Source organism: Streptomyces sp. NPDC053367, from assembly GCF_044545925.1.
GTDB lineage: Bacteria > Actinomycetota > Actinomycetes > Streptomycetales > Streptomycetaceae > Streptomyces.
This window is the reverse complement of the sequence record NZ_JBITYN010000001.1, coordinates 1,313,357-1,327,271: the sequence shown is the minus strand read 5'-3', so window position 1 is coordinate 1,327,271 and position 13,915 is coordinate 1,313,357. Positions and strand designations below refer to the sequence as shown.

11 protein-coding genes and 1 tRNA gene are annotated in these 13,915 nt (G+C 75.0%); 10 read left to right on the top strand and 2 right to left on the bottom strand.

What is annotated here, in order from left to right; translation table 11 throughout:
• Nucleotides 1-110 precede the first annotated feature (110 nt).
• From ACIGXJ_RS06115 to ACIGXJ_RS06100, 4 genes are all read left to right on the top strand, one after another.
• Nucleotides 111-1,004: an FAD binding domain-containing protein gene (locus tag ACIGXJ_RS06115; protein WP_399642024.1), complete on the top strand. Its 894-nt coding sequence runs from the start codon at nt 111-113 to the stop codon at nt 1,002-1,004.
• Complete coding sequence (locus ACIGXJ_RS06110; RefSeq protein WP_399642022.1) at nt 1,001-2,701, top strand: 2Fe-2S iron-sulfur cluster-binding protein; 1,701 nt, start codon at nt 1,001-1,003, stop codon at nt 2,699-2,701. The genes ACIGXJ_RS06115 and ACIGXJ_RS06110 overlap by 4 nt, the downstream gene beginning before the upstream one ends.
• Nucleotides 2,698-5,013, top strand: coding sequence for a xanthine dehydrogenase family protein molybdopterin-binding subunit (locus ACIGXJ_RS06105; protein ID WP_399642020.1), 2,316 nt, complete (start codon nt 2,698-2,700; stop codon nt 5,011-5,013). Before ACIGXJ_RS06110 ends, ACIGXJ_RS06105 begins: the two co-directional genes overlap by 4 nt.
• Before the next feature lie 259 nt (nt 5,014-5,272).
• Nucleotides 5,273-5,791, top strand: a complete 519-nt coding sequence (locus tag ACIGXJ_RS06100; protein WP_399642017.1) for an SUKH-4 family immunity protein — start codon at nt 5,273-5,275, stop codon at nt 5,789-5,791.
• On the opposite strand, the gene ACIGXJ_RS06095 is transcribed toward ACIGXJ_RS06100, so the two are convergent.
• Nucleotides 5,760-5,834: transfer RNA gene (locus ACIGXJ_RS06095), tRNA-Cys, on the bottom strand. The two genes, ACIGXJ_RS06100 and ACIGXJ_RS06095, sit on opposite strands and share 32 nt — an antisense overlap.
• 256 nt (nt 5,835-6,090) lie before the next feature.
• Between ACIGXJ_RS06095 and ACIGXJ_RS06090 the strand changes: the two genes are divergently transcribed.
• The 6 genes from ACIGXJ_RS06090 (at nt 6,091) to dapE (ending at nt 12,358) form a co-directional block, all read left to right on the top strand.
• Complete coding sequence (locus ACIGXJ_RS06090) at nt 6,091-7,563, top strand: MFS transporter (protein WP_399642015.1); 1,473 nt, start codon at nt 6,091-6,093, stop codon at nt 7,561-7,563.
• A 62-nt stretch (nt 7,564-7,625) separates the two neighbouring features.
• Nucleotides 7,626-7,826: a hypothetical protein gene (locus ACIGXJ_RS06085; RefSeq protein WP_399642013.1), complete on the top strand. Its 201-nt coding sequence runs from the start codon at nt 7,626-7,628 to the stop codon at nt 7,824-7,826.
• Nucleotides 7,823-8,197, top strand: coding sequence for a type II toxin-antitoxin system death-on-curing family toxin (locus ACIGXJ_RS06080; RefSeq protein ID WP_399642011.1), 375 nt, complete (start codon nt 7,823-7,825; stop codon nt 8,195-8,197). The genes ACIGXJ_RS06085 and ACIGXJ_RS06080 overlap by 4 nt, the downstream gene beginning before the upstream one ends.
• 111 nt (nt 8,198-8,308) lie before the next feature.
• A complete protein-coding gene (locus ACIGXJ_RS06075; protein ID WP_399642009.1) occupies nt 8,309-10,105 on the top strand; it encodes a DEAD/DEAH box helicase in 1,797 nt (598 codons plus the stop codon).
• A gap of 371 nt (nt 10,106-10,476) precedes the next feature.
• Nucleotides 10,477-11,118 (top strand): IclR family transcriptional regulator, encoded by a 642-nt coding sequence (locus ACIGXJ_RS06070; RefSeq protein WP_399642007.1) that lies wholly within the window; start codon nt 10,477-10,479, stop codon nt 11,116-11,118.
• Between the two features lie 130 nt (nt 11,119-11,248).
• Complete coding sequence (gene dapE / locus ACIGXJ_RS06065; protein ID WP_399642005.1) at nt 11,249-12,358, top strand: succinyl-diaminopimelate desuccinylase; 1,110 nt, start codon at nt 11,249-11,251, stop codon at nt 12,356-12,358.
• Here dapE and ACIGXJ_RS06060 read toward each other — a convergent pair.
• Nucleotides 12,261-13,832, bottom strand: a complete 1,572-nt coding sequence (locus tag ACIGXJ_RS06060; RefSeq protein ID WP_399642003.1) for a PucR family transcriptional regulator — start codon at nt 13,830-13,832, stop codon at nt 12,261-12,263. The two genes, dapE and ACIGXJ_RS06060, sit on opposite strands and share 98 nt — an antisense overlap.
• Between the last annotated feature and the right edge of the window lie 83 nt (nt 13,833-13,915).

Below are 13,915 nucleotides of genomic sequence, written 5' to 3'. Positions count from 1 at the left end.
GCGTTCGGCCCCTGCGATGATGTGCCAGAGTTGCCACGTCCGCCTAGTCAGCACGTACCGTACGGCGACACAGGTGGGACCAGGTGGGGCAGCGGGAAGGGGCAGCCGGTTTGACCACGCACGCACCGCAGGCGGCGCAGGCCGTCACCCTGCCCACGACGCTGGACGAAGCCGTGGCGGCGCTCACCGCCATGCCCGCGGCCGTGCCCGTCGCGGGTGGCACCGACCTGATGGCCGCCGTCAACTCCGGGCAGCTCAGGCCCACCGCACTCGTCGGCCTCGGCCGGATCAGCGAGATCCGCGGCTGGCAGTACCAGGACGGCCACGCCCTGCTCGGCGCCGGCCTCACCCACGCGCGGATGGGCCGCCCCGACTTCGCCGCCCTCATCCCGGCGCTCGCCGCCGCCGCGCGCGCGGCCGGGCCGCCGCACATCCGCAACGCCGGCACCCTCGGCGGCAACATCGCCACCGCCGCCCCGACCGGTGACGCGCTGCCCGTCCTGGCCGCCCTGGAGGCGACGGTGATCGTCGCCGGACCGGGCGGCGCCCGCCGGGAGATCCCGGTCTCGCACCTGCTGGCCGGCATGGAGATGCTGCGCGGCGGCGAACTCATCGGCTACGTGCGGGTGCCGCTGCTGCACGCCCCCCAGGTCTTCCTCAAGGCCACCGGCCGCACCGGCCCCGGCCGCGCGGCCGCCTCCGTCGCGCTCGTCCTCGACCCCGCCCGGCGGGGCGTGCGCTGCGCGGTGGGCGCCATAGCGCCGATGCCGCTCAGGCCGCTGGAGGCCGAGCAGTGGATCGCCCAGCTCATCGACTGGGACAACGACCGCGCGATCGTCCCCGAGGCGCTGGGCGCCTTCGGCGAGTACGTCGCCGCCGCCTGCATCCCCGACCCGGTCCCGGCCGAGGACGGCTCGGTGCAGCCGCTTCCGCCCGCCGTACTGCACCTGCGGCGCACCGTCGCCGCGCTGGCCCGACGAGCACTGGGGAGGGCGCTGTCGTGACCGACGACCAGCACGGAGAGGGCACGCCCCAGGCGCCGGGCCGCTGGGACCCGCTGCCCCAGGGCGACTACGACGACGGCGCCACCGCCTTCGTCAAGCTCCCCGAGGGCGGCATCGACGCGCTGCTGGCCTCCTCCGACAGCCCGCTCGCCGCGCCCGGCCACGGCTATGTGCCGCCGCAGATAACGGTCGCCCCGGCCGCCGGCGCGGGCACCGATCCCGCGGCCACCGGCACCTGGAGCATGCCCCCCGAGGGCGTGCAGTGGCCCGCGCCCGAGACGGGCTCGGTGGGCGACGACCGGTTCACGTACCACCCCGGCGCGACCGGGCAGTGGACCTTCCAGGACGCGGGCGCCCCGGCCCAGGAGGCCGCGCCCGCGCCCGGGCACGAGGTCACCGGGCAGTGGTCCATCCCCGTGGCCAACGGCGACCTCCCCGAGGAGTCGGGCGAGTACACCACGTCCTCGCTCGCCGAGCAGTGGGGCGCCACGCCCCCGGTCACGCCCCCGGCCACGCTGCCGGGCGGCGCACCCGCCCCCTGGGCCACCCCGCAGGACCCCGACCACACCTGGGGCGGCCGGCAGACGCACCCCCCGTACGCCGACGCGTTCCCCGACCCGGCTCCGGCGGCCGCGCAGGCCCCGGAAGCCGCTCCTGAGCCCGCTGGAGCGCCTGAGGCCGCCCACGGGTCCGGCGCGCCCGCCGAGGCCGCGGAAGCGCCCGCTGAGGCCGCGGAAGCGCCCGCTGTGGCCGCGGAAGCGCCCGCTGTGGCCGCTGGGGAGCCCGAGCCGGGTGCGGGCGCGGACGAGCCCGCGGGGGACGTCGCCGAGGCACCCGCGCCGTCCGGTACGGCCGCGGGGGCGGAGGCCGGGCCCGAGGCGGCCCAGGACCCCGCCGCCGACGACGTACCGGCCGGGCCCGCGGCCGGGACCGGGGACACGCACACGGCGCCGGACGGCGCCGACACCGAGGGCCCGCACCCCGCGCCGGACGCCGCAGAACTCCCCCCGCCCCCCGCCGAGGAGCACCCCCTCGCCGCGTACGTGCTGCGGGTCAACGGCACCGACCGGCCCGTGACGGACGCCTGGATCGGCGAGTCCCTGCTGTACGTGCTGCGTGAGCGGCTCGGGCTCGCCGGGGCGAAGGACGGCTGCTCGCAGGGCGAGTGCGGGGCGTGCAACGTCCAGGTGGACGGCCGGCTGGTCGCCTCCTGCCTGGTGCCCGCGGCCACCGCGGCCGGCAGCGAGGTGCGCACGGTCGAGGGCCTGGCCGCCGACGGGCAGCCCTCCGACGTGCAGCGCGCGCTCGCGCGGTGCGGCGCCGTGCAGTGCGGCTTCTGCGTGCCCGGCATGGCGATGACCGTGCACGACCTGCTGGAGGGCAACCCGGCGCCGACCGAGCTGGAGACCCGGCAGGCGCTGTGCGGCAACCTGTGCCGCTGCTCGGGCTACCGGGGCGTGCTGGACGCCGTGCAGGAGGTCGTCGCCGAGCGCGAGGCGCACAGCGGTGCCGACGCCGGCGAACACGGCGGCGACGAGGCACGTATCCCCCACCAGGCGGGCCCGGGCGCCGGCGGCGTCAACCCGTCGGCGTTCGAGGCGGGCCTGCCCCCGGGCACCCCGCACCCGCACGACCTGCCGCACGACCTGCCGTACGGACACGAGCAGGGACACGGACAGGACGGAGGCCAGGCGTGAGCAACGAAGCCGTCACCGCGACCACCACCGCGGAGGCCGCCGCCCCCGCCGCCGAGCCGATCCCGCACGGCCTCGGCTCATCGCTCGCCCCGGCGGACGCGCGCGCCAAGACCGAGGGCACCTTCCCCTACGCGGCCGACCTGTGGGCCGAGGGCCTGCTGTGGGCGGCCGTGGTGCGCTCACCGCACCCGTACGCGCGCATCACCTCCATCGACACCACACACGCGCGTGAGATGCCCGGCGTCCGCGCGGTCGTCACGCACGAGGACGTGCCGGGCAGCCCGGTGCACGGACGCGGCACGGCCGACCGGCCGGTGTTCGCCTCCGAGGTCGTACGGCACCACGGCGAGCCCATCGCCGCCGTCGCCGCCGACCACCCCGACACCGCGCGGATGGCCGCCGCCGCCGTCATCGTCGAGTACGACGTGCTGGAGCCGGTCACCGACCCCGAGCACGCCTTCGAGGCGGAGCCGCTGCACCCCGACGGCAACCTGATCCGGCACATCCCGCTGCGCCACGGCGACCCGGAGGCGGCCGGCGAGGTCGTCGTCGAGGGCCTGTACCGCATCGGCCGCCAGGACCCGGCGCCCATCGGCGCCGAGGCCGCTCTCGCCGTGCCCCGCCCGGACGGCGGGGTCGAGCTGTACACCGCCTCCACCGACCCGCACACCGACCGCGACGCCCTCGCCGCCTGCTACGGCCTGGCGCCCGAGCAGGTGAAGATCGTCGTCACCGGCGTCCCCGGCGCCACCGCCGACCGTGAGGACCAGGGCTTCCAGCTGCCGCTCGGGCTGCTCGCCCTGAAGACCGGCTGCCCGGTGAAACTCACGGCCACGCGCGAGGAGTCCTTCCTCGGCCACGCCCACCGCCACCCCACGCTGCTGCGCTACCGCCACCACGCCGACGCCGAGGGCAGGCTGGTCAAGGTCGAGGCGCAGATCCTGCTCGACGCGGGCGCCTACGCCGACACCTCCTCCGAGGCGCTCGCCGCGGCCGTCTCCTTCGCCTGCGGGCCGTACGTCGTCCCCAACGCCTTCATCGAGGGCTGGGCCGTACGCACCAACAACCCGCCCTCCGGCCACGTCCGGGGCGAGGGCGCCATGCAGGTGTGCGCCGCCTACGAGGCGCAGATGGACAAGCTCGCCAAGAAGCTCGGCGTCGACCCGGCCGAACTGCGGCTGCGCAACGTCCTGGCCACCGGCGACGTGCTGCCCATCGGCCAGACCGTCACCTGCCCGGCCCCGGTCGCCGAACTCCTCCAGGCCGTACGGGACTTCCCGCTGCCCGCGCTGCCCATGGACACCCCCGAGGACGAGTGGCTGCTGCCCGGTGGCCCCGAGGGCGCGGGCGAGCCGTCCGCGGTGCGCCGGGGCGTGGGCTACGGCCTGGGCATGGTGCACATGCTCGGCGCGGAGGGCGCCGACGAGGTCTCCACCGCCACCGTGAAGGTCCAGGACGGCGTGGCGACCGTGCTGTGCGCGGCCGTCGAGACCGGGCAGGGCTTCTCCACGCTGGCCCGGCAGATCGTGCAGGAGACTCTCGGCGTCGACGAGGTGCACGTCGCGCCGGTCGACACCGACCAGCCGCCCGCCGGCCCCGGCTGCCGCGGACGCCACACCTGGGTGTCGGGCGGCGCGGTCGAACGCGCGGCCAAGATGGTCCGCACCCAGCTGCTCCAGCCGCTGGCCCACAAGTTCGGCATGTCCACCGAACTGCTCCAGATCACCGACGGCAAGATCACCTCGTACGACGGCGTCCTGTCGACCACCGTGGCCGAGGCCATGGAGGGCAAGGAGCTGTGGGCGACCGCCCAGTGCCGCCCCCACCCCACCGAGCCGCTGGACGAGTCCGGGCAGGGCGACGCCTTCGTCGGGCTCGCGTTCTGCGCGATCCGCGCCGTCGTGGACGTCGACGTGGAGCTGGGCTCGGTGCGGGTGGTGGAGCTGGCCGTCGCGCAGGACGTCGGGCGGGTACTCAACCCGGCGCAGCTGACCGCCCGGATCGAGGCCGGGGTCACGCAGGGCGTGGGCATCGCGCTCACCGAGAACCTGCGCACGCCCCGCGGCACGATCCGCCACCCCGACCTCACCGGCTACGCCCTCCCCACCGCCCTGGACGCGCCGGACATCCGGATCGTGAAGCTGGTGGAGGAGCGGGACGTGGTCGCTCCCTTCGGCGCCAAGGCCGTCAGCGCGGTGCCGGTGGTCGCGTCGCCGGCGGCGATCGCGTCCGCGGTGCGGGCGGCGACGGGGCGGCCGGTGAACCGGCTGCCGATCCGGCCGCAGGCGGCGGTGGTGGTCACGGGCCAGTGAGGCCCGCCTGGTGTCGGGGTGCGGCTTGTGAGGCTCGTCTGGTGTCGGGTCGCGGCCGGTGAGGCCCGCCTGCTGTCCGGGTCGCGGCCGGTGAGGCCCGTCTGGTGTCGGGGGCGCGGCCGTCGAGGCCCCTGACGGTGGGGTGTTTCCGCAGGCCGGGGCCGTTGTCAGTGGTGCCGCGTAGTCTTTCGGCAGTGGGCGGGGCTGCCTGGTCTCCGGTCGGCCGCCGCCCCTGAGCACCAACGCGCACGGGGGAAACATGAGTCTGCTGACGAGCGAGCCGGAGCTGTCGCTGCGGCTGGCGCCGAAGTTCACGCAGGGCCGGTCCGGGCTGGCCCTGGACCTGCCCCACCGCCTGCTGGACCGGGAGTTCGGCCGGGGCCGTGTCGTCCGCTTCGAGGACGTCGACTTCCCCGCCGCCCTCACCCACGAACCGACCCGCCGCTTCCTGCGGGAGACGGGGCTGCCGGAGGAGGGCTTCCTCTTCGCCCTGGACACGGAGGTGCCGCTGGCGCCGGTGGGGGAGTACGTCGCGGAGGAGCGCCCCGAACTGCCGCTGCCGAGCGGCGACTTCGGCCACCTGATACGCCTGGGCGGCCTCGCGGCGGACAGCAGCGTCGTCCTCGACGGCAGCACGGGCGCGCTCCTCGACTGGAGCGAGCCCGACGGCACGCTGCATCCGCTGAGCGCGGACGTCTCCGCGTTCGCCTTCTCCCTGTGGCAAGTGCGCAGGGAGTGCGCGCTGTTGGAGGCCGTGGCGGGAATCGAACCCGCGTAAGTCGCTTTGCAGGCGACTCCCTGAACCACTCGGGCACACGGCCGTCGGGCGAGTCCGCCCGGGGCGTCGGTCCCTGCCGGACTCGGTGGAACGACCGTACGGCGGGGCCTGTCGCCGGCTCAAGGGATTGCCGCGCGCTGCAATGCGACCGCCATACGCCGTTCATGAACGGGGCTTCCCGGAAGGGACGACAGTCTGCGGAGGGAGGGACGGACGTGCCGGTCGTACGACCAAGGTCGCAGTCCGAGCGAGCCTCCCGACAGGGGTCAAACGCCTCTTCGGGCCTTACGCTGACGACCATGACAGCCCTGGAACCGCGCGACTCGGACGTCGCCGTACCGAACTCCGATCCGACTCCGGCCGTGCGGGCCGACGAGGGCGTGCTGAGCCGCGCCTACCGGGCGCTGAGCATCGGGGTCGTGTCGGTGGTGCTGCTGATCGCCTTCGAGGCGACCGCGGTGGGCACGGCCATGCCGGTGGCCGCGCGGGAGCTGGACGGGGTGTCGCTGTACGCCTTCGCGTTCTCGGGGTACTTCACGACCAGCCTGTTCGGGATGGTGCTGTCCGGCCAGTGGTCGGACCGGCGCGGTCCGCTCGGGGCGCTGACCACGGGCATATCGGCCTTCGGAGCCGGACTGCTGCTGTCCGGGACGGCCGGCGCGATGTGGCTGTTCATCCTCGGCCGGGCGGTCCAGGGGTTCGGCGGCGGCCTGGTGATCGTCGCGCTGTACGTCATCGTGGGCCGCGCCTACCCGGAGCGGCTGCGCCCGGCGATCATGGCGGCTTTCGCGGCGAGCTGGGTCGTCCCGTCCGTCGTCGGCCCCCTCGCCGCGGGCGCGGTGACCGAGCACCTCGGCTGGCGCTGGGTGTTCGTCGGCATCCCGCTGCTGGTGGTCTTCCCGCTGGCCCTCGCCCTGCCGCAGATACGCGAGCGGGCGTCGGGGCCCGTGACGGAGCCGGAGGCCGGCCCGGCCGGCACCGAGGCGCGCGGCTCCCTCGACCGGCGGCGCATCCGGCTCGCGCTCGGCATCTCGCTCGGCGCCGGGCTGCTGCAGTACGCCGCGCAGGAACTGCGCTGGGGGTCGCTCGTGCCCGGCGTGATCGGAGCGGCGCTGCTCGTGCCGGCCGTGCTCGGGCTGCTGCCGCGCGGGACGTACCGGGCGGCGCGGGGGCTGCCCTCGGTGGTGCTGCTGCGCGGGCTGGCGGCGGGGTCGTTCATCGCGGCCGAGTCGTTCGTGCCGCTGATGCTGGTGACCCAGCGGGGGCTGTCGCCGACGCTGGCCGGGTTCTCGCTGGCCGCGGGCGGCGGGACCTGGGCGCTGGGCTCGTGGGTGCAGTCGCGGCCGCGGGTGGAGCCGCACCGCCAGCGGCTGACGACGTTCGGGATGGTGCTGGTGGCCGCGGCCATCGCCGCCGCGCCGAGCGTGCTGATCGACTGGGTGCCCGTCTGGACGGTCGCCGTCGCCTGGGGCTTCGGCTGCTTCGGCATGGGCCTGGTCATCTCCTCCACCAGCGTCCTGCTGCTCCACCTCTCCGCCCCGGAGGAGGCCGGCACCAACTCCGCCGCCCTCCAGATATCCGACGGCCTGTCCAACGTCGTGCTCCTGTCCGCGGGCGGCGCCGCCTTCGCCGCGCTGGGCGGTGGCACGGTCGCCCACACCACGACCGAGGCCGGCACCTCCCACCCGGCGGCCTTCGCGGCGGTGTTCCTGCCGATGGCGGCGGTGGCCCTGGTGGGGGCGTGGGTGACGACGCGGCTGCGGGAGAGGTGAAAGGCCCGCCGGGCAGGTAAAGGGCTCGCGGGGAAGGAAGAGCCCGGCATAGCCTCCCCGCCATGTACGAGCTCACCGTCCTTCTCCCGCCCGACCTCGGCCACGCCCTGGACGACCTCGCCGACGCCACCGGACGCCGGCCGGAGGCCCTCGAGCTGGACGCCGTACGCGAGCGGCTGGCGCGGGAGGCCGGTCAGGTGCGGCGCGCTGCCGAGGTGCTGGCGGACGCGCACGCCGACCTGCTGCGGAGGCTGGGCGAATGAGCAGGCACCTCAGCGTCGGGGAGACCCGCACGATCGCCCGCATCGCGTTCGGCGGGCGGGAGCCGGGGGTGCGGGAGCCCGGGCTGTTCGAGTCCGCCGTGCGGCGCCCGCGCGCCCGGATGTTCGGTGCTCAGGCCTACACCGACCTGCACGAGCAGGCCGCCGCCCTGCTCCACGCCCTCGCGGTGAACCACCCCCTGGTCGACGGTAACAAGCGCACCGCGTGGCTCGCCGCGGCCACGTTTCTGGCGGTCAACGGCGTCGACCTGCTCGGCTGCGACCAGGACGCGGCGTACGACCTGGTCGTCGCGGTGGCGGCGGGGGAGCTGAGGGACGTGGGGGAGATCGCGCGGCGGCTGCGGCTGCTGTGACGTCAGTCCCACCCGTGGGCGACCGGGTGTCGTCGGCGCGTTGACACCGCCGGGTCGCCGGTAGGGTGGCCCGGTTGTCATACGTAGCCGAGCCACCCCCGTACGGAGACCGTGACTACCACCGCCGCCTCCTCCCACTCCCACCACCTGTCGCCGGCCTTCCCGGGCCGTGCCCCCTGGGGCACCGCGAGCAAGCTGCGCGCCTGGCAGCAGGGTGCGATGGAGAAGTACATCCAGGAGCAGCCGCGTGACTTCCTCGCGGTAGCGACGCCCGGCGCGGGCAAGACGACCTTCGCGCTGACGCTGGCGTCCTGGCTGCTGCACCACCATGTCGTGCAGCAGGTGACCGTGGTCGCGCCGACCGAGCACCTGAAGAAGCAGTGGGCGGAGGCCGCCGCGCGGATAGGGATCAAGCTGGACCCGGAGTACAGCGCGGGCCCGCTCGGCAAGGAGTACCACGGCGTCGCCGTCACCTACGCCGGTGTCGGTGTGCGGCCCATGCTGCACCGCAACCGGGTCGAGCAGCGCAAGACGCTGGTGATCCTGGACGAGATCCACCACGCCGGTGACTCCAAGTCCTGGGGCGAGGCCTGTCTGGAGGCGTTCGAGCCCGCCACCCGGCGGCTCGCGCTCACCGGTACGCCCTTCCGGTCCGACACCAACCCGATCCCCTTCGTGACGTACGAGGAGGGCCAGGACGGCATCCGGCGGTCGGCGGCCGACTACACCTACGGCTACGGCTCGGCGCTCGCCGACCACGTCGTGCGCCCGGTGATCTTCCTGTCCTACAGCGGCAACATGCGCTGGCGCACCAAGGCGGGCGACGAGATCGAGGCGCGGCTCGGCGAGCCGATGACCAAGGACGCGATCAGCCAGGCGTGGCGGACCGCGCTGGACCCGCGCGGCGAGTGGATGCCGAGCGTGCTGCGCGCCGCCGACCAGCGGCTGACCGAGGTCAGGAAGGCCATCCCGGACGCGGGCGCGCTGGTCATCGCCTCCGACCAGGACTCCGCCCGCGCCTACGCCAAGCTGATCCGCGAGATCACCGGCACCAAGGCGACGCTCGTGCTGTCGGACGACGCGGGCGCCTCGAACCGGATCGACGAGTTCAGCAACAGCAACGACCGGTGGATGGTCGCCGTGCGAATGGTGTCGGAGGGCGTGGACGTGCCCCGGCTCGCCGTCGGTGTGTACGCGACCACCATTTCGACGCCGTTGTTCTTCGCCCAGGCCGTCGGGCGTTTCGTGCGTTCGCGCAGGCGCGGCGAGACGGCGTCGGTGTTCCTGCCGACCGTGCCCGACCTGCTCACCTTCGCGCACGAGATGGAGGTCGAGCGCGACCACGTCCTCGACAAGCCGAAGAAGCACGGCGAGGAGGACCCCTACGCCGAGGAGGACAAGCTCCTCCAGGAGGCCGAGCAGCAGAAGGACGAGGACACCGGCGAGCAGGACATGCTGCCCTTCGAGGCGCTGGAGTCCGACGCCGTCTTCGACCGGGTCATGTACAACGGTGCCGAGTTCGGCATGCAGGCCCACCCCGGCAGCGAGGAGGAGCAGGACTACCTCGGCATCCCGGGGCTGCTCGAACCCGAGCAGGTGCAGTTGCTGCTGCAGAAGCGGCAGGCACGGCAGATCGCGCACAGCCGCAAGAAGCCGGACGAGGAGGCCGACCTCCTGGAGATCCCCGCCGAGCGGCGCCCCGTGGTCACGCACAAGGAGCTGATGGAGCTGCGCAAGCAGCTCAACACGATGGTCGGCGCGTACGTCCACCAGAGCGGCAAGCCGCACGGGGTGATCCACACCGAGCTGCGGCGGGTGTGCGGGGGGCCGCCGAGCGCGGAGGCCACGGCGGGGCAGCTGCGGCAGAGGATCGCCAAGGTGCAGGAGTGGGCCACGCGGATGCGGTGACGCCGGACACCGTCGCCCGGGCGGGACCTTCGCATGTCCTTCGGCCGCGCGTCTTCGGTGGCCGGTCGCGCAGTTCCGCGCGCCCCCGGCGCGTCGCCCCCGAGGGCGTTTCCGGGCAAAGGCGAGCAGGTCGCTCCGGCCCTTGCCCGGATTCTGGACCTGGTCTTCCGCTGAGCGAACCCCCTTCGCTAATGTCCCGCTACGCACACGCCCCGTGGCAGCGCCGCCGCGGAGCGCAGCCGTGAAGCGACTGGGTCCGGACTGGCCGGGCCGTCAGCCGATCGGCGGCCTCTGAAGCGCGTCGCTGACGGGACTCGGCGACGCATCCGCCGCGAGGGGGCTGCCGACCTCACCACTAAGGAGTGGGCGTCGTGACCGCGGAGACCTCCCAGACGCTCGACCGGGGACTCAGAGTCCTCAAGCTGCTGGCCGACACGGACCACGGGCTCACCGTTACCGAGCTCTCCCACAAACTCGGCGTCAACCGGACCGTCGTCTACCGCCTGCTGGCCACCCTGGAGCAGCACGCACTCGTACGACGCGATCTCGGCGGCCGTGCCCGGGTCGGGCTCGGCGTGCTGGGGCTGGGGCGGCAGGTGCATCCGCTGGTGCGGGAGGCCGCGCTGCCGGCGCTGCGGTCGCTGGCCGAGGACATAGGCGCGACCGCGCATCTGACGCTGGTCGACGGGGCCGAGGCCCTCGCCGTCGCCGTCGTCGAACCGACCTGGACCGACTATCACGTGGCCTACCGCGCGGGCTTCCGGCACCCGCTGGACCGGGGCGCCGCGGGCAAGGCGATCCTCTCCGCCCGCCAGAAGCCCTTCGAGGACCCCGGCTACACGCTGACCCACGGCGAGCTGGAGGCCGGCGCGAGCGGCGCGGCCGCGCCCCTGATGGGGGTGACCGGCGTCGAGGGCAGCGTCGGCGTGGTCATGCTGGCCGACGCGGTGCCCGAGCGGGTGGGCCCGCGCGTGGTCGAGGCGGCCAGGGAAGTCGCCGAGGCGCTGCGCTGACCCGCCGCTGAGAGGGCTTTGGCCGATCGGACAAAGCGAACGGGCCTGTTCTGGCCGGCTCTCCCACTCTGCGCCGCCCGCCACTGCCCAGGATCGAGGGGCAGTGCCGGACGCAGACCCAGGAGACCCCGTGCCCTTGCCCGACCTCACCACCGACCTCGGCGGCCTCACCCGCGCCCTCGTCGACCTCCCCTCCGAGAGCGGCCGGGAGGAGCGGCTCGCGGACGCCGTGGAGGAGGCCCTGGGCGCGCTGCCCCACCTCACCGTCGACCGGCTCGGGAACTCGGTCGTCGCCCGCACGGACCTCGGCCGCCCGGACCGGGTGCTGATCGCGGGGCACCTGGACACCGTCCCGGCCGCCGGGAACCTGCCCTCGCGGCTGGCGGACGGCCGGGTGTACGGGCTCGGCGCCTGTGACATGAAGGGCGGGGTCGCCGTCGCGCTGCGGCTCGCGGCGACGCTGCCCGCCCCCGCCCGGGACGTGACGTACGTCTTCTACGAGTGCGAGGAGGTCGAGGGCGACCGCAACGGCCTGCACCGCATCGCCGCCGAACGCCCCGGCCTGCTGGCAGCGAACCTGGCGGTCCTGATGGAGCCCTCCGACGCCGGCGTCGAGGCCGGCTGCCAGGGCGTCCTCACCGCGGACATCGTCGTCCGGGGGGAGCGGGCGCACACCGCGCGTTCCTGGAAGGGCGTCAACGCCGCGCACCTGGCGGCCCCCGTGCTGCAGCGGCTCGCCGAGCACCGGCCGGAGCGGGTGCCGATCGACGGGCTGGAGTACCGGGAGGGGCTGAACGCGGTCGCCGTACGGTGCGGGGTGGCGGGCAACGTCGTACCGGACGAGTGCGTGATCACCGTCAACGCGCGGTTCGCCCCCAGCCGCTCCGCGGAGCAGGCGGAGGCGTACGTGCGCGGGCTCTTTCCCGAGTACGAGGTCCATGTCACGGAGGTCGTGCCCGGCGCGCTGCCGGACCTGGAACCGCTCGGCGACCTCGTGGCCGCTCTCGGGGCGCGTCCCCGGCCCAAGCTGGGCTGGACGGACGTGGCCCGGTTCGCCGCGCTCGGCACGCCCGCGCTCAACTACGGTCCCGGCGACCCCTCGCTCGCGCACACCGCGGGGGAGTACGTGCCGGTGGAACAGCTCACGGAGTGCGAGAAGCGGCTCGGGGAGTGGCTGAGCCGAGCCCGGCGAGGGTCCGCAGCTGGAGCCAGAGCACGAGCCGTTCGTCAGGGTCGGTGAGGTCCGTCCCGACCTGCTGCTGGAGCTGCCTGAGCCGGTAGCGGCAGGTGTTGGGGTGCACGTCGAGCAGCGCGGCCGCACCCGCCATGTCGCAGCCGGCGTCGAACCAGCACACCAGGGTGCGGGCGTACTCCGTGCCGTGCTCCTCGTCGTACGCCAGCACCCGCCGCCAGGTCCCCGCGCTCAACTCGCGCCGCTCGGCGAGGACTTCGCCCAGCCGCAGCAGGGTCACGCGCGCACGCACCTCGTCGACCGCCGCCACCGGCAGGTCCGCGTCCAGCACGCGCAGCACCAGATCGGCGTCCGCGCGCGAGTGGGCGGCCCCCGACGCGTCCGGCACGACCTCGCCGAGCGCGGCCCGCACGTCCACCCGCAGCGCCTGCCCGGCCCGGCCCACGATGTCCTCGGCCAGCGCCTTGTGCCGCGCCCCGCCGCTCTCCCCGGGCGCCGGGAGCAGCGCGTACACCACCCCGTCGAGCAGCACACACGCGTGCCGCCCGTAACGCGCCTCGCAGCTCAGCCGTACGACGTCCAGCAGGCGCAGCGCGGTCTGCTCGGCGTCGGCGAGACCGGGGGCCGTGCCGAGCACGAACGCGGCGACCCGTACGGCGCCGTCGAGCCCCAGGCGCTGGGCCGCGGCGGCCGGGTCCGCGGTGCCGTCCAGCAGGCCGCGCACCAGGCCGGTGTTCTGGTGCCGGGCCAGTTCCCGCGCCGCCCGCGCGCGCAGCAGGAGCAGCGCGGCGGTGGAGGCGCCCTGGGTGAGGGTCGCCTCGGCGTCGGCGGCGAGGGTGCCGTCGTCGACGACCCAGATCGAGCCGAGGGTCTCCCCGCCGGCCCGCACGGCGACCGCGAGCCGGGGCAGGCAGTGCTCGCGCAGCGCGGGCAGCCGCACCGGTCCCCCGGCCGCGAACAGCTGCCGATACTGCTCGGAGTTCTCCGGGCTTTCCGGCACCCGCAGACCGAGGATGCCCTGCCGGCGGTCCTCGTCGACCGGCTGGCCGGGCACCGTGGAGTAAGCCAGGATCCGCTGGCCGGGGTCCTCCACGGCGGTCGCCCCGCCGACCGCCGCCGCGATCGCGTCGGACAGCGCGAACAGGTCGCCGAGCCCGCCCGCCGAGGGCGCGGGCCGGGCCCCGATCGCGGAGGCCAGCAGCAGGTGCACATGGTGCCAGGCCGCGTCCGGGGCGACCGACAGCAGGGCCAGGCCGCACTCCCGCGCCTCGGCGAGCGGACCGTCCGGGCCGCGCACCACCAGCCCCGCCATCCCCGCCCCGGCCGCCGCCCGCACCAGCGGACCGGCCGCCTCCGCGCGCACCCCGACCGCCAGCAGCAGCGCGCCCGGCGTGTGGGGGAGCGGCGACCCGGCGTCGTACAGCAGCACCTCCGTGACGGGCACGGCGAGTCCGGCGGGCGCGGTGAGCAGCCGCGGGGAGGAGCCGCCGAGGACGTCCAGGAGGTCACCGAGGGTGTCCATGAGGGTCTCCGGCGGTTCGAGGGTCGTGGATCGCCCGGGCTGGTCTTGGCTGATCAGCACAGCACAGTACGCATCCGTTGTCC

Excerpts from the sequence above, each read along its gene's own strand:
- ACIGXJ_RS06080 (WP_399642011.1), top strand. The coding sequence starts at position 7,823 with ATGAGCAGGCACCTCAGCGTCGGGGAGACCCGCACGATCGCCCGCATC.
- ACIGXJ_RS06090 (WP_399642015.1), top strand. The coding sequence starts at position 6,091 with ATGACAGCCCTGGAACCGCGCGACTCGGACGTCGCCGTACCGAACTCC.
- ACIGXJ_RS06060 (WP_399642003.1), bottom strand. The coding sequence starts at position 13,832 with ATGGACACCCTCGGTGACCTCCTGGACGTCCTCGGCGGCTCCTCCCCG.
- ACIGXJ_RS06100 (WP_399642017.1), top strand. The coding sequence starts at position 5,273 with ATGAGTCTGCTGACGAGCGAGCCGGAGCTGTCGCTGCGGCTGGCGCCG.
- ACIGXJ_RS06085 (WP_399642013.1), top strand. The coding sequence starts at position 7,626 with ATGTACGAGCTCACCGTCCTTCTCCCGCCCGACCTCGGCCACGCCCTG.